The sequence below is a fragment of the Labrenzia sp. C1B70 genome, from assembly GCF_000475395.1.
Classification (GTDB): domain Bacteria; phylum Pseudomonadota; class Alphaproteobacteria; order Rhizobiales; family Stappiaceae; genus Roseibium; species Roseibium algicola.
In genome coordinates this window covers 386427-406939 of sequence record NZ_AXCE01000034.1, presented here as the reverse complement: position 1 = coordinate 406939, position 20513 = coordinate 386427, and the positions used below count along the sequence as shown (strand labels likewise).

The 20513-nt window shown below is 57.4% G+C and carries 17 protein-coding genes; 8 read left to right on the top strand and 9 right to left on the bottom strand.

What is annotated here, in order from left to right; genetic code table 11:
- Positions 1-131: 131 nt before the first annotated feature.
- A complete protein-coding gene (gene arfB, locus Q666_RS56495; protein ID WP_022998599.1) occupies positions 132-593 on the bottom strand; it encodes an alternative ribosome rescue aminoacyl-tRNA hydrolase ArfB in 462 nt (153 codons plus the stop codon).
- The gene (locus Q666_RS56490) at positions 590-1270 is read right to left on the bottom strand and encodes a TetR family transcriptional regulator C-terminal domain-containing protein (protein ID WP_022998598.1); all 681 of its coding nucleotides are present in this window, start codon (positions 1268-1270) and stop codon (positions 590-592) included. Before Q666_RS56490 ends, arfB begins: the two co-directional genes overlap by 4 nt.
- Positions 1271-1748: 478 nt before the next feature.
- Here Q666_RS56490 and Q666_RS56485 point away from each other — a divergent pair, with 478 nt between their 5' ends.
- From Q666_RS56485 to mazG, 8 genes are all read left to right on the top strand, one after another.
- Positions 1749-3077, top strand: a complete 1329-nt coding sequence (locus Q666_RS56485; RefSeq protein WP_022998597.1) for an aspartate aminotransferase family protein — start codon at positions 1749-1751, stop codon at positions 3075-3077.
- 46 nt (positions 3078-3123) lie between these two features.
- Positions 3124-4380 carry a Zn-dependent hydrolase gene (locus tag Q666_RS56480; protein ID WP_022998596.1) on the top strand — a complete coding sequence of 419 codons (1257 nt, stop codon included), beginning with the start codon at positions 3124-3126 and terminating at the stop codon, positions 4378-4380.
- Positions 4381-4480: 100 nt separating this feature from the next.
- Positions 4481-5251 (top strand): endo alpha-1,4 polygalactosaminidase, encoded by a 771-nt coding sequence (locus Q666_RS56475; protein WP_031268474.1) that lies wholly within the window; start codon positions 4481-4483, stop codon positions 5249-5251.
- A 69-nt stretch (positions 5252-5320) separates the two neighbouring features.
- On the top strand, positions 5321-6778 hold the full coding sequence (gene hydA, locus Q666_RS56470; protein WP_022998594.1) for a dihydropyrimidinase: 1458 nt from the start codon (positions 5321-5323) through the stop codon (positions 6776-6778).
- A 120-nt stretch (positions 6779-6898) separates the two neighbouring features.
- Positions 6899-7705: an ABC transporter ATP-binding protein gene (locus Q666_RS56465; RefSeq protein ID WP_031268472.1), complete on the top strand. Its 807-nt coding sequence runs from the start codon at positions 6899-6901 to the stop codon at positions 7703-7705.
- A gap of 173 nt (positions 7706-7878) precedes the next feature.
- Positions 7879-8748, top strand: a complete 870-nt coding sequence (locus Q666_RS56460; RefSeq protein WP_031268470.1) for an ABC transporter permease — start codon at positions 7879-7881, stop codon at positions 8746-8748.
- A complete protein-coding gene (locus tag Q666_RS56455; protein WP_022998591.1) occupies positions 8745-9890 on the top strand; it encodes an ABC transporter permease in 1146 nt (381 codons plus the stop codon). The genes Q666_RS56460 and Q666_RS56455 overlap by 4 nt, the downstream gene beginning before the upstream one ends.
- 76 nt (positions 9891-9966) lie before the next feature.
- Positions 9967-10788, top strand: coding sequence for a nucleoside triphosphate pyrophosphohydrolase (gene mazG / locus Q666_RS56450; protein ID WP_031268469.1), 822 nt, complete (start codon positions 9967-9969; stop codon positions 10786-10788).
- A gap of 39 nt (positions 10789-10827) precedes the next feature.
- Here mazG and hflX read toward each other — a convergent pair whose 3' ends face one another.
- The 7 genes from hflX to ntrC all read right to left on the bottom strand — a co-directional run bounded on the left by hflX (position 10828) and on the right by ntrC (position 20511).
- Entirely contained in the window at positions 10828-12108 is a 1281-nt protein-coding gene (gene hflX, locus Q666_RS56445; protein ID WP_022998589.1) for a GTPase HflX, read from the bottom strand.
- A 120-nt stretch (positions 12109-12228) separates the two neighbouring features.
- Positions 12229-12486 carry an RNA chaperone Hfq gene (gene hfq / locus Q666_RS56440; protein WP_173006241.1) on the bottom strand — a complete coding sequence of 86 codons (258 nt, stop codon included), beginning with the start codon at positions 12484-12486 and terminating at the stop codon, positions 12229-12231.
- Positions 12487-12673: 187 nt separating this feature from the next.
- Entirely contained in the window at positions 12674-13537 is an 864-nt protein-coding gene (locus Q666_RS56435) for a D-amino-acid transaminase (protein ID WP_022998588.1), read from the bottom strand.
- Positions 13538-13640: 103 nt separating this feature from the next.
- Complete coding sequence (trkA, locus tag Q666_RS56430) at positions 13641-15017, bottom strand: Trk system potassium transporter TrkA (RefSeq protein WP_022998587.1); 1377 nt, start codon at positions 15015-15017, stop codon at positions 13641-13643.
- A gap of 50 nt (positions 15018-15067) precedes the next feature.
- Positions 15068-16435 (bottom strand): sigma-54 dependent transcriptional regulator, encoded by a 1368-nt coding sequence (locus Q666_RS56425; protein ID WP_022998586.1) that lies wholly within the window; start codon positions 16433-16435, stop codon positions 15068-15070.
- Entirely contained in the window at positions 16425-18689 is a 2265-nt protein-coding gene (locus tag Q666_RS56420; protein WP_022998585.1) for a PAS domain-containing sensor histidine kinase, read from the bottom strand. Before Q666_RS56420 ends, Q666_RS56425 begins: the two co-directional genes overlap by 11 nt.
- Before the next feature lie 382 nt (positions 18690-19071).
- Positions 19072-20511 (bottom strand): nitrogen regulation protein NR(I), encoded by a 1440-nt coding sequence (ntrC, locus tag Q666_RS56415; RefSeq protein WP_022998584.1) that lies wholly within the window; start codon positions 20509-20511, stop codon positions 19072-19074.
- Between the last annotated feature and the right edge of the window lie 2 nt (positions 20512-20513).

Here is a 20513-nt window from a genome sequence, read left to right as displayed (position 1 = left end):
AGGTGTTTTCCCGTATCACACTAGCGACATCTTCTTGAATCTTGTTTAACGTGAACTATAGGTAAATATATCTAGGGTTGCTGCGCACATGTACGGCACGGACCTGTAATCGACGCCATGCTCTACGTCCGTTAACCGTCATAACCACTTGAACGGCCGCGCATTTTCTTGATCTGACCACGTTGTTTCTTGGCGTCGAGACGACGCTTCTTGGATCCGAGGGTCGGTTTCGTGGCCTTGCGGGGTTTCGGCTTTTCCGTAGCCTTAAGAAGCAAGTCCAGCAAACGCTCCAACGCGTCTTCGCGATTCCGTTCGCGGGTCCGGAACCGATCCGCCTGCAAGACGATCTCGCCACCCAGAGTCAGCCGGCTGCCTGCAAGCCTCGCCGCTCGCGTCTTGACGTCTTCTGGAAGTGTTTCATTGCCGGCAAGGTCGAACCGAAGTTGAACTGCAGTGGAGACCTTGTTGACATTCTGCCCGCCAGGCCCGGAGGCGCGAATGAAATCTTCTGTGAGATCATCCTTGAGGATGAACAGGCGTCCGGTCACCGCAATCTTTGAAGCAGCAAAGGGATCGTCCGTCTCGCCGCTCATACCGCCTGATCGCTCTCGGTCGGCAACTTCAGGCCGACACCGTTCAAGATAAGCGACGTCACCGCGGCTTCCGTTTCGGCCTGGAAGGCCGCGTCGGAAAGGTCCTTCCCGGTCAACGCCTTGATCTGCACCGAAAAGTCCGCGTAATGCTGGGTGGTTGCCCAAATCGTGAAGATGAGATGGACAGGATCGACACTTCGCATCTTGCCTGCCGCAATCCAGTCTTCGATCACCTGACTTTTTTCGGCCACCAAACGCTTCAGATCCGTTTGCAGGATCGGCAATATCTGTGGCGCGCCCTGCATCACTTCGTTGGCAAACAACTTTGAGGCTTCCGGAAACCTGGCAGACATTTCGATTTTCTGGCGAATATAGGCAGCCAGTTCCTGCGCCGGCTCCCCATCCGGATTGAGCGTTTTCAAAGGGGCAAGCCATACCTCCAGGATATGGGCCAGCGTCGCGCTATAGATCGCCTCCTTGGAGGAGAAATAATAGAGCAGGTTGGACTTCGACATTCCGGCATCTGCAGCGATCCGTTCAACTGTCGCGCCGGAAAATCCCTTCATGGAAAACTCGCCAAGCGCCGCCTCTAGAATCAGGGACCGGTTCTTTTCCTGGATCCGGCTCAGCCCGCCTGATTTAAAGGATGCCTGCGTCTGCTCGCCCAAATCCGCCATCTACCGTTCCGTCTTCTGCCGTGAAGTGTCGCAACCCTACACCCCAACCACACGGCATTTTTCCGGAAAAAACGCCGATTTCACAACTGGCAAGTTCAGCACCGGAGGGAATGACCAGAAATTAGTCATGACGACCGGATTTGCATCTTGACCATTTGGTCAAATCCCTCCTAGGGTAAATTGACCAGATGGTCAGAAGGCTAGTCGATTGATCCGTCCCTCGCAATGGGGATGTCTTGAACAAACGGCAGCCATCGGCCAATTCGGGAATCCCGGCAACCCGGGGCGGCTGCAAGGCCAGACAGAGGATTTAGGCGAACGGGAAAGAGGCAAAAGCCCATCCGGAACGCCAGGGAACAGTGTGGGGAGAGGACCAGCGCAGTCGGCACTGCCGTTGACGCAGTGCGCGTGCTATTCCTTCCATCACAAATCAGCAACAGTCGGCCGCTTCAAGCATGAAGGGTCGCAAGGAGGACGTATGTCAGCATCGAGCCAGGCTGCCACCAACAATCTCGAAGCTTTCTGGATGCCGTTCACGGCCAATCGGCAATTCAAGCAGGCCCCACGCATGTTCGTGTCGGCCAAGGACATGCATTACACCACCGCCGACGGCCGCCAAGTTCTCGACGGTACGGCCGGCCTCTGGTGCTGCAACGCCGGTCACTCCCGTCCCAAGGTCGTTGAAGCGGTCCAGAAGCAGATTGCCGAGCTGGACTATGCACCCGCCTTCCAGATGGGCCATCCCAAAGCATTTGAACTTGCTGCGCGTCTCGCGGCCATGATGCCCTCCCCGCTGGACCATGTCTTTTTCACCAATTCCGGATCGGAAAGCGTGGACACCGCACTGAAGATTGCACTTGCCTACCAGCGCGCGATCGGACAGGGCACTCGCACCCGTTTGATTGGCCGTGAACGTGGCTACCACGGTGTCGGCTTTGGCGGCATATCGGTGGGCGGCATCGTCTCCAACCGCAAGACCTTCGGCACGATGCTCACCGGCGTCGACCACATGCGCCATACCCACGATCCTGAGCGCAACGCGTTCTCCCGCGGCATGCCGGAAAACGGTGCAGAATATGCAGAAGAGCTGATCCGTATCATTCAGCTTCATGATCCCTCGACCATCGCAGCTGTCATCGTTGAACCGGTCGCCGGATCGACCGGCGTTCTGATCCCGCCCAAGGGATATCTGGAACGCCTGCGCGAAATCTGCTCTCAGCATGGCATTCTGCTGATTTTCGACGAAGTTATCACCGGTTTCGGTCGTCTGGGTTCACCGTTTGCGACTGACTTCTTCGGTGTAACGCCGGATCTTGTCACAACAGCGAAAGGCCTGACGTCCGGCGTCGTCCCGATGGGGGCGGTGTTCTGTACATCGGACATCTATCATACGTTCATGACCGGCCCGGAACACATGATTGAGCTGTTCCACGGTTATACCTATTCCGCGCATCCGCTCGCATGCGCAGCCGCTCTTGCAACACTCGACACCTACGATGAAGAAGGCCTGCTGACACGTGCGGCTGACCTTGCTCAATATTGGGAAGACGGCCTGCATTCGCTCAAGGATTGCCCGAATGTCATCGACATTCGCAACCTCGGTCTGATTGGCGCAATCGAACTGACGCCAATTGCAGGAGAACCGACGAAACGGGCGTTCTCGGCGTTCCTGAAGGCCTACGACGACGGCCTGCTGATCCGCACGACTGGCGATATCATCGCCCTGTCCCCGCCGCTGATTATTTCGAAGGAACAGATCGACGAGTTGTTCGGCAAGCTGCGCAGCGTGCTGAACGCCATCGACTGATATCCGGCAAGACCAGAGACAAAGACACGTTTTAGGAGACACAAGCATGGCAGCCCCCGGCGAAAACCTGAGGATCAACGCAGAACGCCTCTGGGACAGTCTGATGGAGATGGCAAAGGTCGGCCCGGGTGTTGCTGGTGGCAACAATCGCCAGACCCTGACCGATGCCGACGCCGAGGGCCGCAAGCTGTTCCAGAAATGGTGCGAGGAAGCCGGCATGACCATGGCGGTCGACACCATGGGCAACATGTTCATGACGCGGCCGGGAACAGACCCGGACGCCCTGCCCGTCTATGTCGGCTCGCACCTCGATACACAGCCGACCGGCGGCAAATATGACGGCGTTCTCGGCGTGCTCGGCGGACTGGAAGTCATCCGAACCATGAACGATCTCGGCATCAAGACCAAACACCCGATCGTGGTCACCAACTGGACCAACGAGGAAGGCACTCGCTTTGCACCGGCAATGCTTGCGTCAGGCGTCTTTGCAGGTGTGCATACACAGGACTGGGCCTATGACCGGGCCGACCACGAAGGCTTGAAGTTCGGCGATGAGTTGAAGCGCATCGGCTGGGTTGGTGATGAAGAAGTCGGTGCACGCAAGACCAAGATGCACGCAATGTTCGAACTCCACATCGAACAGGGTCCGATCCTGGAAGCCGAGGGCAAGGATATTGGTGTCGTGACCCACGGCCAGGGCCTTTCCTGGACGCAAGTGACGGTAACCGGCAAGGACAGCCACACGGGTTCCACGCCGATGCCCATGCGCAAGAACGCCGGCCTCGGCATGGCCCGTATTCTGGAACTGGTCGATGAAATCGCCTGGTCGCATGCTCCACATGCTGTGGGAGCTGCCGGCCACATCGAGGTTTTCCCGAATTCACGAAACGTGATCCCCGGCAAGGCTGTCTTCACGATCGATTTCCGCTCTCCGGATCTCGCCGTCATCAAGGATATGGAAGATCGCCTGAAGACAGGCGCCAAGAAGATCTGCGATGACATGGGACTGGACGTCGAATTTGAAAAAGTCGGCGGTTTCGACCCGGTAGAATTCGACAAGGGATGCGTCGATGCGGTTCGCAACGCTGCCGAGCGTCTCGGATATTCCCATCAAAACATCATTTCCGGCGCGGGTCACGATGCCTGCTGGATCAACAAGGTCGCACCGACTGCGATGATCATGTGCCCCTGTGTCGATGGTCTGTCGCACAACGAGGCAGAAGAGATTTCCAAGGATTGGGCCAAAGCGGGTGCTGACGTCTTGTTCCACGCGGTGGTCGAGACTGCGGGGATCGTGGAATAGCACAAACATCGGCCAACCTGTCGCGTCAGCGACCGGATTGAACGAACACCTGGCTGCCCCGGACCTGAACCGAGGCCCGTTACAGGGAAATGAGAGGAACATGACTTTTAATGGAAAGGCATTGGCAATGGTCTGCGCCCAGTTTTGGGCCGCAGCACCTGCCTTTGCCTTTTCCGTTGGAGACAGCTGGGACTGGCAACTCACGGAGCCGGTCGATCTCGACAGGAATGTCAGGGTTCTGGATCTGCACCCAGACCTTGTGACGCCGGATGACCTGGCAGCTCTCAGGCAAAAAGGTGTCCGCACCATTTGCTATGTCAGCATCGGAACCCTGGAAAACACCTCCGAGGATTTCAACGCATTTCCGGACGACGTGCTCGGCAAAACCTATGAAGACTGGCCGGACGAGCGTTTTCTCGATATCCGCCGCCTCGATGTCCTGCTTCCCATCATGAAATCCCGCTTCGAAGCCTGCAAGAACGAGGGTTTCGACGCGATTGAACCTGACAACATGGACGTTCATGACAACGACAGCGGGTTTCCGATCACCGCGGACGACGTTGTTGCCTATGTCGCCAGACTGGCCACCATTGCCCATTCGCTCGATCTCGGCATCGGGCAGAAGAATGTGCCCGACCTGACTGCCGATCTGATCAACCACATGGACTTCCTGATCGCCGAAAGCTGTTTTCAGGACAAATGGTGCGACGACGTCAACGCCTATGTCCGGGCAGGCAAGCCGATCTTCGATGCAGAATACACGGACCGGCCGATAGACTTTCAAGAAGCCTGCGAAGTCGCAGCGCAGCAGAACATTGCGATGATCCTGAAAGACCGGGATCTGACGTCACCGGTACAAACCTGTCCATGAGGCAGGCTGACGAAGGAAATTTCCGGTGCAACGCACCGGACGAGTGAACAAACGAGAAGGGGAACACAAATGGCCAGCAAAGTGATCAAGGGCGGTACGGTTGTAACTGCCGATCTTTCCTACGAAGCCGATGTAAAAATCGAAGGTGGCCGCATTGTCGAAATCGGCCCCAACCTGTCTGGTGACGAAACCCTGGATGCGACCGGCTGTTACATCATGCCGGGTGGCATCGATCCGCACACCCACCTCGAAATGCCGTTCATGGGCACATTCTCTTCAGACAACTTCGACAGCGGCACACGCGCCGCGTTGGCCGGTGGCACGACCATGGTCGTTGATTTCGCCCTGCCTTCGCCCGGCCAGTCGCTGCTGGAAGCCCTGCAGATGTGGGACAACAAGTCATCAATGGCCCATTGCGACTATTCCTTCCACATGGCGATCACCTGGTGGGGCGAACAGGTCTTCAACGACATGCAGACCGTCGTCCAGCAGAAGGGCATCAACACGTTCAAGCACTTCATGGCCTACAAGGGCGCCCTGATGGTGAATGACGACGAGATGTTCGCCTCGTTCTCACGCTGCGCCGAGCTTGGCGCCCTTCCTCTCGTGCACGCGGAAAACGGCGATGTCGTCGCCACCTTGCAGCAAAAGCTGCTGGCGGAAGGCAACAATGGCCCCGAAGCACATGCCTATTCCCGCCCGCCGGAAGTGGAAGGCGAGGCAACCAACCGCGCCATCATGATCGCGGATATGGCTGGTGTACCGGTCTATATCGTTCACACGTCTTCGGAACAGGCGCATGAGGCCATTCGCCGGGCTCGCCAGAACGGCATCCGTGCCTATGGCGAACCGCTCATCCAGCATCTGACGCTGGATGACAGCGAATACAAGCACGCCGACTGGGACCACGCCGCACGCCGGGTCATGTCGCCTCCGTTCCGCGACAAGAAACACCAGGACAGCCTCTGGGCAGGTCTCGCTTCCGGCTCCTTGCAGGTGGTTGCGACCGACCATTGCGCATTCTCCACCGAGCAGAAGCGCACCGGTGTCGGCGATTTCACCAAAATCCCGAACGGCACCGGTGGTCTTGAGGACCGGATGCCGATGTTGTGGACATATGGCGTGAATACAGGTCGCCTGACACCCAATGAATTCGTCGCAGTCACTTCAACCAATATTGCAAAAATCTTGAATATCTATCCGAAAAAAGGAGCAATTCTGGTTGGCGCAGATGCCGATCTTGTCGTCTGGGATCCCGAAAAATCGAAAACCATTTCCGCCTCCAGCCAACAGTCCGCCATCGACTACAACGTCTTCGAAGGCAAGGCCGTCAAAGGGCTGCCGCGCTACACACTCACCCGTGGCCGCGTTGCAGTGGAAGACGGGACCGTCAACCACAGCCAGGGTCATGGCGAATTTGTCGCCCGCAAGCCGTATCAGGCAGTCAACAAGGCGCTAAGCACGTGGAAGGAACTGACGGCACCGCGTAAGGTGGAACGCACCGGCATTCCCGCCAGCGGCGTCTGATCCAATCCGGCCCCGCCTTTCAAACAGGCGGGGCCTTCAAGAAACGAACACGTCAATCCGGACCCGACTCGTGCCGCGAGGAACTTGATGACTGCACTTGCCAGCGCAAAGGACACCGAAATGGTGGAAAACAAACAAAGCGCCAGCCCGAACCGGGTGATCGATATCGAGAACCTCTCGCTGACATTCGAGACGAACGACGGCCCGGTTCACGCGCTTTCAGACATTGATCTGAAGATCGAAGAGGGAGACTTCGTTTCCTTCATCGGTCCGTCGGGTTGCGGCAAGACCACGTTGCTCAGGGTTATCGCCGATCTTGAAAAGCCGACCGCGGGGTCCATCACGGTCAATGGTGTCTCTCCGGAACAAGCACGTCTCAATCGGGCCTATGGCTATGTCTTTCAGGCTGCTGCCCTTTATCCCTGGCGAACGATTGCCAAGAACGTGGCATTGCCTCTTGAGATCATGGGGCTTTCAAAGGCCGAGCAGCAACAGCGGATTTCCCGAAACATGGAACTGGTGAACCTCACCGGCTTCGAAAAGAAGTATCCCTGGCAGCTTTCAGGCGGCATGCAGCAGCGCGCGTCGATCGCCCGCGCCCTCGCCGTCGAGCCGGATCTGCTCCTGATGGACGAACCCTTCGGTGCGCTCGACGAAATCGTCCGTGACCATCTCAACGAACAATTGCTGCAGCTTTGGGCCAAGACCAACAAGACCGTTGTCTTCGTAACTCACTCGATCCCGGAAGCGGTGTTCCTGTCGACCAAGATCGTCGTACTGTGCCCGCGCCCGGGCCGTATCTACGACGTGATCGAAAGCGATCTGCCACGCGATCGCAGTCTCGATATTCGCGAGACACCGGAGTTCCTGAAAATCGCCCACCGGGTACGGGATGGCTTGAAGGCAGGACACTCCTATGAAGACTAAATCGCATCGACCTGCGACATTTGTTGATGTCGACCCTGCCGTGGAAATCCAGGCCCTTGATGGTCGTGCGACCAGGGTTTGGCAGCGCATTTTTGCGATTGCAGGAAAGGCGCGGATACATGACTGACGCCTCGCTCTCGCAGACCCGTAGCACGAACCCATTTGCCGGTCTGATGTCTGGAACGGTCGGTCCGGTCACCGTCGTCGTATTGGCGATCATAGCGCTCTGGTATGTCGCCGCAGTCGCACTTAACACCCCATTCCAGCAAGACATGTATGAGCGCGCCGGACAAAGTGATGTCGGGTTCTCTCAACTGGTCACCGATACGCTTTACCAGGAGCGCCCGGTCCTGCCTGCGCCGCACCAGGTGATTGTTGAAATCTGGGACACGACGGTAAACAAGAAGATCACGTCCAAACGGTCGCTGGTCTATCATACGGGCATCACACTCTCTTCGACGCTTCTCGGGTTTCTGATCGGCACGACACTCGGCATTCTTCTGGCAATTGGCATCGTTCATTCGCGTGTTCTCGACAAATCGTTGATGCCGTGGGTCATTTCCTCGCAAACCATTCCCATTCTGGCCATCGCGCCGATGATCATCGTCGTTCTCAACGCCGTCGGGATCTCAGGTTTGCTGCCCAAAGCGATGATCTCCACATACCTGTCCTTCTTCCCGGTCACGGTCGGCATGGTGAAGGGACTGAGATCACCTGAAGTCATTCACATGGACCTGATGCACACCTATTCGGCGACGCGCTTCCAGGCGTTCTGGAAACTGCGCCTGCCCTATGCAGTGCCCTACCTTTTCACTTCGATGAAAATCGGCATGGCTGCCTCTCTCGTCGGAGCGATCGTCGGTGAACTGCCGACAGGTGCCGTGGCCGGTCTTGGCGCGCGTTTGCTTGCCGGTTCCTACTACGGCCAGACTGTCCAGATCTGGTCGGCACTTCTGATGGCCGCCTTTTTGGCGGGGTCCCTGGTTGCCCTGATAGGCATGATCGAGAAGCGCACGCTGAAACGCATGGGGATGGCCGGATGAGCACCATGACCGCAAAAAAGAGCCGCATCGATATGCCGGCACTGTTGGCCTGGTTCATCGTAGCCATGGTGATAATTGGCCTATTCAGTCCGATCTTCGGACCGGACTACGGCATCATGGATGTACCGCGTCTGGCCCTTTGCCTGGTTATCCTGGCAGTCGCCGGTGTGCGCTACGAACTTGGGTTCATGCGCAACCCCTTTGGAGACGTTGTCCTCGGCATCATTACCGCCATTGCTGCCTGGCTGCTGATCTCAACCTCCTCGCACCACGTCGGGCAGGCAACGCTCGGTTTCTGGGCCCTGGTAGCAGCAACCTGGGCAGCGGCCTGGCTCTTCGTTGAGCGTCTCGCCACATGGCGCAACCTGTCGCCACTTGCAGCCCGGCTCATCAACCTTGCCATTCCGGCACTCTTTGGCATTACCCTTCTGGTACTGTGGCAAATCGTGGTCACTGGCGCGGGCGTTCCGAAGGTTCTGCTGCCAGCCCCTTCCGAAATATGGGTGCGCCTGACCAATTCCGGACCAACATTGTGGGCTGACTTTCGCCAGACTTTCCTGAAAGCCGTTCTGGCCGGTTACGCCATCGGCTGTGGTTCGGCGTTCATCACTGCCATTCTGGTGGACCGGGTGCCGTTCCTTCGCCGCGGCCTGCTGCCGATCGGCAATCTGGTGTCTGCACTGCCGATCATCGGTGTCGCCCCCATCATGGTGATGTGGTTCGGCTTCGACTGGCCGTCCAAGGCAGCGGTCGTGATCATCATGACCTTCTTCCCGATGCTGGTGAACACGGTATCAGGTCTCGCCGCTTCTGATGCCATGCAACGCGACCTGATGCGCACCTATGCCTCCAACTACTGGCAAACGCTTTTCAAGCTGCGTCTGCCGATGGCCATGCCCTTCATCTTCAATGCGCTGAAGATCAATTCGACGCTCGCCCTGATCGGCGCGATTGTCGCTGAATTCTTCGGCACACCGATTGTCGGCATGGGCTTCCGTATCTCCACGGAGGTCGGCCGCATGAATGTCGATATGGTCTGGGCAGAAATCGCCGTTGCCGCCCTCGCCGGATCGCTGTTCTACGGCCTCGTCGCGCTCCTGGAACGCGCCGTCACCTTCTGGCATCCGTCCGTCAGGGGGTGATTTGCCTCTCCACTTGTCATCCCGGATATGCCAAAAGCATCATCCGGATGACAAGCAGACAGGATGTTTCCACTCCATGACTCCCAGCCGAGACATTTCCCGCCTTATCGAAATCATGGCAGCGCTCAGAACGCCCGTGACCGGTTGTCCCTGGGATCTGGAACAGACGTTCGCAACCATCGCGCCCTATACGCTGGAAGAGGCCTACGAAGTCGCGGACGCCATTGCCAAGAACGATCTGGTGGAACTGCGCGAGGAGCTCGGCGATCTGTTGCTTCAGGTCGTCTACCATGCACGCATGGCTGAAGAAGACGACCACTTCGACTTTGGCGATGTGGTCGAAGCCATTACCAAAAAACTGATCCGCAGACACCCGCATGTTTTCGGTGACGAAAACGGAGAAAAACCGGAACTGGTCAAAGGTATCTGGGAACGGATCAAGGCTGAAGAACGAGCGGAAAAGCGAGCCGCCAGGGAAGCGCTCGGCATGGAAGAAGCGCAAAAGGGCTTTCTCGACGACGTCCCGACCGCCTTTCCGGCCCTTCAGGAAGCCGAAAAGCTGCAGCGACGGGCTTCAAGGGTTGGTTTTGACTGGAACGATGCCAGACTGGTTCTGGACAAGATCAGAGAAGAAACCCACGAACTCGACGAGGAACTCGCCAAATCCGCTCCGGACAAAGACCGGATCTCCGACGAACTCGGCGACACGTTGTTCGCGCTTGCAAACCTCGCCCGGCATCTGGACATCGATCCGGAAGAATCTCTCAGGCGCACAAACCGGAAATTCCGCAAGCGTTTTGCAGCCATTGAAGCTCACGCAGTGAAAACGGACACGACACTTGAAGCGATGACGCTGGATGAGATGGAAGCAGCCTGGCAGGCCGCGAAGAACAAATAGTTCCCCTGCTCAGCTCGTTCCGGCTTTCTATCCGACTAGCTAAAGATAAGCGGCATAAAGCTCGCGAAACGGGCCACGTTGCTTGTCGGAAACGCGCACTTCCGCTGTTACAAAATCTTCGGCATCGGTGCGTTCCAGCACCTCTGCCATCTGATAAAGTTTCGCCAGCAAAGCGCCATCGGCAACGGGGATCTTCACAGTCAGAATGTCGTCGTGCTGCGCCATGAAAGCATCGACACGGGCATAAAGCTGCTCGATCCCTTCGCCGGTCAGCGCGGAAAGGGCAATCGGCCCCTCTTCACCGGCATCTTCCAGCAACTTGTCGCGGTAAGCCGGATCAAGGCAGTCGATCTTGTTCCAGACTTCGATGATCGGCGCGCCCGTCAACGCGTCTACACCAAGATCGGTCAGCGTCTTCTTGACGTCTTCTGCCTGCGCTTCGGTGTCGGCATGCGAAATGTCCCGCACATGCAGGATGAGATCCGCTTCAAGCACCTCTTCCAGCGTCGCCCGGAATGCGGCGACCAAGTGGGTCGGAAGATCGGAGATGAACCCCACCGTATCCGACAGGATGACTTCCTTGCCATGCGGCAAGGCTACCTTGCGCAGGGTCGGATCGAGCGTGGCGAACAGAAGATCCTTGGCAAAAACGTCAGATTCGGTCATCCGATTGAAAAGCGTCGATTTACCGGCATTGGTATAACCAACCAGCGCAACAACCGGCTGCGGGATTTTCTTGCGTTTCTTGCGGTGCAGGTCACGCGTCCGGCGAACCTGTTCCAGCTGTTTCTGCAGCGCAATGATCCGGTCCTGAATCTGGCGCCGATCGGCCTCGATCTGGGTTTCACCCGGACCGCCCATGAAACCTGCGCCGCCGCGCTGGCGCTCAAGGTGGGTCCAGGAGCGGACGAGACGGCTCTTCTGCCAGGTCAGATGCGCCAGATCGACCTGAAGCCGACCTTCCTTGGTGCGGGCCCTGTCGCCGAAGATCTCCAGGATAAGGCCGGTGCGGTCGATGACCTTGGTCTTCAGCCGGCGTTCAAGGTTTCGCTGCTGAACCGGGGTGAGCGGATGATCTATGACAACGAGGTCCAGATCCTCGCTTGCAACGATCCCGGCAAGCTCGGCAACCTTGCCATCGCCAAACAGGGTTGCAGGCTTGGGATTGTTGACCCGGACAACGCCGGAATGCGCGATATTGAGATTGATGGCAGCACTCAGGCCGAGGGCTTCTTCCAGCCGCGCTTCCGGGCTGCGATTGCCGCGCAGTTCTGTCTGCGCGGACTCGCCACGCAACTGCAGAACCGGCTCCAGAATCATCGCACGGAAGGGCTGGGGCAGACGGTCTACCCCAGTATCTTTCAACCTTAGAGATTTCTGGCCAGGTTCCTCGGAACCGTTGGATTTAGAAAAATCGTCTGCGCGAGACTTCGGTTTCAATCAGCTTGCCTTTTCAGCGTTTTCCTCAGCCTGATCGAACAGTTGAACAGGTCCGTTTGGCATAATTGTGGAAATCGCGTGTTTGTAAACCAGCTGGGAATGCCCATCACGACGCAGCAGAACGCAGAAGTTGTCGAACCATGTCACGACACCCTGCAATTTCACACCGTTGATCAGAAAAATCGTCAGAGGAGTTTTTTGCTTGCGAACGTGATTAAGAAAAGTGTCTTGGAGATTTTGTGCGCGCTCAGCCATCAGTCTTTTTATCCTATTTGCCCCGGATGCGGCCGAGCATCCGGCGTTTCAGCAGCCTACCGTCAAAAGCCGTTCAGTATCAATGACTAATGTTTGACGCACCGCCCGCTTTTCGTATAGCCCACCAGTCAAGACCGTCTGCCTCGGTCTAAAATAGTTTCGTACTTTCGACCCAATGAGGCCAATCGAATCATACCGCCTGCAAATCAGTAGCAGTATGGAACAATTCGCGCAATCGGGTTGCCACCGATCCAGGATGACCGTTTCCGATAATCCTGCCGTCCAAACGTGTCACAGGCATCACGACAGTCGTCGCTGCCGTGACGAAAGCTTCCTTCGCATCGAAAGCTTCCTCAAGGCTAAACGGTCTTTCCTCAAACGTCAGCCCTTCCTTTTGGACGAGATCAAGAACCACGGCACGTGTAATACCGCGCAGGATTCCGCTCTCGGCCGGCCGGGTGACCAAAACGCCTTCCTTGGTAACGATCCAGGCGTTGGTCGATCCACCTTCTGTGACATTGCCGTCGGCATCCACATACCAGGCTTCCTTGCCGCCCTGTTCCTTGGCGTTCTGTTTCGCCAGCACGTTCGGCAAAAGCGCAACGGTCTTGATATCGACGCGCGGCCAACGGTTTTCCGGATAACTGAACACCGAGATACCCTGTTCGGCCTGTGCCTTGGCAGCAGTCGGGCTGGACGAACGGGCGGTCACCACGATCGACGGTGCAACGTGCGCCGGCGGGAAGAAGTGATCGCGCTTGGAAACACCGCGCGTCACCTGAATATAAACCAGTCCGTTGCGAACAAGATTCCGACGGACTACCTGATGCAGCACGAATTCCACGGCGTTGCGGGCCATTGGCCAGTCTATGCGCAGCTCACTCAAGGACCGGCCAAGGCGGTCCAGATGGCGCGGAACGTCGACGATCTTGCCCTGCCAGACTTCACAGACTTCATAAACGCCATCGGCAAATTGATAACCGCGGTCTTCAACATGCACCGCAGCATCGGCATGACGCACATACTGGCCGTTGACATAGGCAATCCGGCTCATGGTTCCTCCAGAACAGGACGGTTCGAAACGAACCGATTGGTATTTTTGAAAGTTTTGACCTTTCGGTCAGACAAAAGCAAGGCCAGAAAGAAGCCACTCAGCCTTAAAAGAAGTCAAGGCTGACGCGGAACATCTGTTCTACCTGACGCACGCGGTTCGCAACCGCGAAAATCACGATACGGTCTTGCGCCTGAATCTGCAGGTCACCATTAGGCGTAAGCACCTCACCGCCGCGGAAAACCGCACCAATGCGGATACCGGACGGCAGATCGATAACCCTAAGCGGTTTGCCGACCAGCGGCGACGTATCAAGTGCTTCCGCCTCGACAATTTCCGCAGCCCCGTTCTGAAGCGAATGAACGCCGCGGATACGACCACGTCGGACGTGTTGGAGAATACGAGAGATTGTTACGGCGCGCGGGTTGATAAACGCATCAATCCCCAGCGCGTTGGCAAAAGCCGGGTAACTCGGATTGTTCAACAGCGACAAGGAGCGCTTGCAGCCAAGCTTCTTCGCCATGACGGAAGACAGAATGTTGACTTCATCCTCGTTGGTGAGAGCCACCATGGTATCGGCATCGCCGGCATCGGCTTCATTCAGGATCGTCTGATCCAGCGCGCTGCCATGCAGGATAACCGATCGCTTCAGCTCATCGGCAACAGCCATCGCCCGCTCACGGGAAGCTTCGATAAGCTTGATCTTCGTTCCGGACTGGCGCTGTTCAAGTGCCTTGGCGACATAGAGCCCGATGTTGCCACCACCGCAAATCACGACACGGGCCGCTTCCGGTTCCTCGTGTCCGAAAATGCTCAGCGTTCTGCGAACCTGGTCGCGGCGGGCAACCACATAGGCAAGATCACCCGTCAGAATGGAATCGCTGCTCTTGGGAACAAACAGCCTATTGTTTCGATAAAGGCCGACGACAACGGCCCCAAGGTCCGGGAAGAGTTCGGTAAGCTGGCGCAAGGGAGTGTCCACCACCGGGCAGTCCTCCTCGCACATGATCCCGACGACAACAACCTGGTCGTCGGCAAACCGGACAGTCTCGACAGCGCCTGGAAGCGCCAGACGGCGCAGTACCATCTCGCCAACTTCGATTTCTGGCGAGATGATCACGTCGATCGGCATGTGGTCGCGCGAAAACAGATTGCGCCAGCGCCCCTGCAAATAGGATTGCGCCCGGATACGGGCGACCTTCGTGGGAACGTTGAAGAGCGAATGCGCCACCTGACAGGCCACCATGTTGACCTCGTCATAAAGCGTGACGGCAACAATCATGTCGGCCTCTTCGGCCCCGGCCTGTGCAAGAACGTCCGGATGCGCGCCATGCCCGACAAAGCCACGCACGTCCAGCTGATCGCCAATGGCGTTGATCAGTTGGGGAGAAGAATCGATCACGGACACGTCGTTCTGTTCCGCAGCCAGACGTTCGGCAATGCCGTAGCCCACCTGCCCCGCGCCGCAAATCACGATTTTCATGGAAAGATCCCTTTCCCGCCTTGCCGTTACCTATCGCTTCCCGAAGTGCCTCAGGTCATGCCCAGGGTTTTCAGCTTCCGGTGAAGCGCAGACCGTTCCATACCGACAAATTCGGCAGTCCGCGAGATGTTCCCGTCAAATCTCTTGATTTGAGCCTGAAGATATTCACGCTCGAAGATCTCCCGGGCCTCGCGCAGAGGCACGGACATCAGGTGTTCTCCCGTACCTGACGTGGGCAGGCTCGGCAGAGTTTCTCCAATTTCCGCTGGCAGCAGGTCCGCGGTGATGGTGCTGTCCGGATCGCCACGGCTCAGAATCATCAGACGTTCGACGTTGTTGCGTAGCTGACGCACGTTGCCCGGCCAGTCATGCGTTTGCAGAACCGCCATGGCGTCATCACCGATAGGCCTTTGCGGAATGCCTGAAGCACCGGAAATCTGGTGCATGAAGTGATGCACCAATACCGGAATATCCTCACGCCGTTCTGCAAGACCGGGCACACGCAGGGGAACCACGCTCAGACGGTGGTAGAGATCCTGTCGGAACAGTCCCGACGCAATGTGTTCTTCGAGATTTTTAGATGTCGAGGACAGGATGCGAATGTCGACCTGAACCTTCTGGGTGCCGCCAACGCGGGCGAAGCTCTGCTCCACGAGAACCCGCAGGATTTTCCCCTGGGTCTCGGCGGGCATGTCGGCGACTTCGTCGAGGTAAAGCGTACCGCCATGGGCTTCTTCCAGCGCACCAATCTTGCGCAGATTGCCGTTTTCATCCTCGATGCCGAAGAGTTCTTCTTCCATCCGAGACGGCGTGATGGTTGCAGCGTTCAGCACAACGAACGGGCTTTTGGCGCGCGGCGACATGTCGTGGATCATCCGGGCAGCACGCTCCTTGCCCGCACCGGAAGGACCGACGATCAGGATACGACTGTTCGTTCCCGCAATCTTCTGGATGGTTTGCCGAAGGTTGTGAGCTGCCGAGGAGTTGCCAATGATTTCGCTGGTTTCGCCGCTGCGCTGCTTCAGATCGCGGATTTCACGTTTCAGGCTGGAAGCTTCCAGGGCGCGCTCGACGATATGAACCAGCCGGTCTGCCTTGAACGGCTTTTCGATGTAATCGTACGCCCCGCGCTTGATGGCAGAAACCGCTGTTTCAATGTTGCCGTGACCGGAGATGATCACGACCGGCATTTCAGGATCCGTTTCACGGAAGATATCGAGCAGGGCCAGTCCGTCGAGGCGGCTTCCCATCAACCAGATATCCAAAATGACAAGCGAAGGCTTGCGCTCCTTCACTGCAGCCAGGGCGCTGTCTGAATCGTGCGCGGTCCGCGTTCCATAACCGTCATCATCCAGGATGCCGGCAATCATTTCGCGAATATCGGTTTCGTCGTCTACGACAAGAATATCATGCGCCATGGGCAGTCACAGTCTGGTTTTGCAGGTCGGTCTCCGGCTCGATCTCGGCATGTGCTGCCAATGTCAGTCGAACGAGCGTGCCCGTGTCCTCTGGTTTGGTTTTGGGGGCGTCGAGCAATTCGATGCCACCGCCGTGGTCTTCCAGGATCTTGCGAACGATGGCAAGGCCAAGGCCCGTCCCCTTCTCCCGGGTTGTCATATAGGGTTCCAAAAGCCGGCTGCGATTTTCTTCCGGCAGCCCGATGCCATTGTCGATGACATCAATCACGATCCGGCCGCTGCCGTCTTCCAGTTCACCGCGCAAATGCACGGTCACCTTGCCTTTGGGCAAATCGTCTCCAATGCGCGCACTCACCGCCTCCGCAGCATTCTTGACCACATTGGTCAGAGCCTGGCCAACGAGACGCGCGTCAAAGACAGCCGTCACCGGACTGGACGGAACATCCGCGGTAACACTGATTTCCGGATTTGCCACCGACTGCATGAACGCCGCATCGCGCACCGCCTCGCGCAGATCTCCAGATGTCTTCGTTGGCTTGCGCATACGGGCGAAGGACGAGAACTCGTCCACCATCTGGCCGATATCGCCCACCTGCCGAACAATGGTGTCGATGCATTGATCGAAGACTTCCCGGTCTTCCTCGATGCGTTTGCCGTAGCGGCGGCGGATGCGTTCTGCCGAGAGCTGGATCGGTGTCAGCGGATTCTTGATCTCATGCGCGATGCGCCGGGCAACATCCGCCCAGGCCGAATTGCGCTGTGCCGAAACCAGATCTGTAATGTCATCCAGCGTCACAACAAAACCATGCTCGCGCCGGGTAGACTGCTCCCTCGTTATACGCACGTTGATCGTACGCAGGCGTCCGCCCCGCGTGATCTCGATCTGCGATTCCGGAACCCTGTCACTTTCATTCTTCAAGACATCGGAAATGCAGTCGTTCAGCTCCGGCACCACCTCGATCAGAGACTTGTTGAGGATCTGCACTTCATCCAGCTGCAGCAATTCCAGGGCGGAGCGGTTGATCAGCATGATCGATGCTTCATCGTCAACGCCAATGACGCCGGTGGACACTCCGGAAAGAACGGCTTCGTTGAAGCGGCGGCGGCGGTCGATCTGCTCGTTAGCCGCCAGAAGCGCATCACGCTGCCCGAGAAGCTGACCGGTCATCTTGTTGAAGGTCTCGCCCAGGTTGGCGAGGTCACCACCGGATTTCTCGGTCGGAACCTTGACGACGAGATTGCCTTTGGACACCTCGTCTGCTGCCGAAATCAACGTTCGGATCGGCGAAACAAGTCGATTGGCAAACCCGAAACCTATCCAGATCGCCGACAAGAGCAACACCAGCGCGACGCCGAGATACACCAGAGCAAAGGCCACCTGGACGCCAAAGCGGCTATTCTCCATCTGCTGGTATTGCGAAGCACCTGTCTCGGCAAGACGCAGATATTCGACAACGCGCGGATCTATGGCGCGAACGGCATAGAGATAGAAATTGTCATAGGCGGACAATTTCATGACACCGCCGACCAGGTTGGAACTTCCCGGTGCGATCAGGATCGGATCCCCGGATTTAGCCTTGAAGAAACTGTCGGCAGGCGGCAGCGGCACTTCCGCGTTGGGATCTATGACGACGCGGGTGACCACCTCGCCGTTCTCGTTCAGGATGAAGGCCGCGAGGATACCGCGGAGGGAAACCTGCGTTGCAAAGAACTGATCGAAACGGGTCGGCTCGAATTCATAAACCGCCTTTGCCCGGTCGATATCGTTGGTCATGGCGATCAGGTCACCGCGCAGAACCCTGGCGTGTTCCTGAAGATAGGCCTGAGCAACGGTCAGGGCGTTGTCGATAATCTGACGCGTCCGGTCCTCGAACCAGCGATCAAGGCCGCGGTCCAGCGTAATCGCTGCCAGAATGGCCATGAGAACGGCCGGTACAGCAGCAACCACACTGAACAGGGCCACGACCCGCACGTGCAGGCGAGCAGCAGCCCGTCCACGCTGCCGCGCTTGCCACAACTTCAGGATCTCGAAGGCGATGACACCCACGAGAATTGCCGCGAGCGCACCATTTATAGTCATTGCGACCATGATGACTTCCCGCGTGGGATCGATGGACGTCAACCCCATCAGGATAACGAAGGTGACACCGATGGAAACGAGGGCAAGCAGGATGATCGCAAGACCCACGCGCCGCCAGAATTTGCCTGCGGCGCTGGATTGAGCGACGGGTTCTTGTACTGCTTCCAGTATCATTCGGTCTCTTTTGATTTCAGCTCGCCAAATGCGGACTGTCTTGCTGTATTTGCGGCAAACTTATCACACAATGTTGCGAAATTGCGACAGACCAGAAGAGGCGCAGAAAATTTGCGGTGGACAGGTGATCACTTTATCGCACACTGCTGAATTCGTTATTCTTTTTTGAAGCATTCACAAAATGAATGCCCCGTCTGTAATTGGAATTTTCCTTCAGATGACCCAATGAAACCAGGCTGATATTGAGGACCAAAATATCTCCTCGTGGTTTCGCACCCCGTGAATCACAAGACCACTCGTCACGACAACCTGCACCTGGAACAAAAAAGCGGCCAGACCTTTCGGCCTGACCGCATCAATTTGCCGCCCTGTCCTGAAAAGACTATCGGGTAGACCGCATCACCTGGATGTCGAGATCCCGGATCTTCTTGCGCAGAGTGTTCCGGTTGACACCGAGAAGCTCTGCCGCCTTGATCTGGTTACCACGCGTCGCCGCCAATGCTGCGCTGATCAGAGGGTACTCCACTTCCCTCAGGATGCGGTGATAGAGACCGGGAGGCGGCAAGGCATCGCCGAACGTGTCGAAATAACCGGACAGATATCGCTCGACCGATCCACCGAGATTGACGGTCTCCTGGGATTCCTCTTCCATCGGCGAGACCGAAGGCTGACTCAACTCCTGCTCCAGCAGGTTTTCGCTGATCACGTCCTGCGGATACAGCGCGGCCAAACGACGAACGAGGTTCTCCAGTTCGCGCACGTTTCCAGGCCAGCGATACCGGCGCAGAAGATTGAGCGCTCCCTGGTCGATCTGCTTTGCCGGCAGCCCCTCTTTTTCAACGAGCGTAAAGAAGTGCCTCACCAGATCCGGAATGTCCTCGACGCGCTCGCGCAGCGGCGGCAGGCGGATTGGAACCACATTCAGCCGGAAATAAAGGTCTTCGCGGAATAGGCCCTGATTAATCAGGTGCCGCAGGTCCTTGTTGGTGGCTGCAATGATCCTGACGTCCGTCTTGATCGGAGTGCGACCACCGACAGTGGTGTATTCGCCCTGCTGCAAGACGCGCAGCAACCTGGTTTGAGCTTCCATCGGCATGTCGCCGATTTCGTCCAGAAACAATGTGCCGCCATCTGCCTGTTCAAACCGACCGGAGCTGCGGTTCTGTGCTCCGGTGAAGGCACCCTTCTCGTGACCGAACAACTCGGCTTCGATGAGGTCTCGTGGAATGGCCGCCATGTTGATGGCAACAAACGGTCCGTTGCGCCGCTTGCCATAATCATGAAGCGCCCTTGCGACAAGTTCCTTGCCGGTACCGGACTCGCCGTTGATCATCACCGTCAGGTCGGTCTGCATCAGCCGTGCAAGAACCCGGTAGATCTCCTGCATGGCGGGAGACCGCCCCACAAGTGGCATGCCCTCGCCCGCATCATCAAGATCGACAGCCGGCCGCTTCTTCGGCTCTTCCAGTGCGCGCTGAACAATACTGGTCAGCTCCTTCAGGTCGAACGGCTTGGGCAGATATTCATACGCCCCCTTCTCCGAGGCCTTTATGGCCGTCATGAAGGTGTTCTGCGCGCTCATGACCAGAACCGGCAACTCCGGCCGCATCTTTTTCATGCGTGGCAGCACGTCGAAGATATTTTCGTCCGGCATGACCACGTCGGTGATCACAAGATCGCCATCGCCGGATGAGACCCATCTCCAGAGCGTTGAGGCGTTGGAAGTCAGCCGCACCGTATAACCTGCCCTGGACAGGGCCTGGTTGAGAACGGTGCGGATGGCTGCGTCGTCGTCTGCAACTAAAATCGTGCCCGTCGGCATGG